Consider the following 234-nt stretch of genomic DNA (forward strand, 5'->3'; position numbering starts at 1 on the left):
GTTCAAAGGTCACCTGCTCGTCGGACCCATCGATATCGATGACAACGGATTGCAGAATGCGCTTGGCACCCCGGTTGATCTCTGAAACCACACCGGTGGCAGGGGCCGTGAATTTAACGCCAGGGTTCTTCTTATCTTCGAAGAGCTCCTGACCTTTAATGACGCGATCACCTACTTTGACAAGCATAGTAGGACGCATCCCCACGAACTCTTCGCCGAGTGTAGCAACACGGG

The 234-nt window shown here is 53.4% G+C and carries 1 protein-coding gene; it reads right to left on the minus strand.

Features of this window, described 5'->3' with window-relative positions:
* The coding region (locus RG959_RS24955) for a hypothetical protein (RefSeq protein ID WP_342799381.1) at positions 1 to 187 on the minus strand (187 nt) is incomplete at its 3' end.
* Between the last annotated feature and the right edge of the window lie 47 nt (positions 188 to 234).

The sequence above is a fragment of the Domibacillus sp. 8LH genome (genome assembly GCF_038806185.1).
Lineage (GTDB): Bacteria > Bacillota > Bacilli > Bacillales > Domibacillaceae > Domibacillus > Domibacillus indicus_A.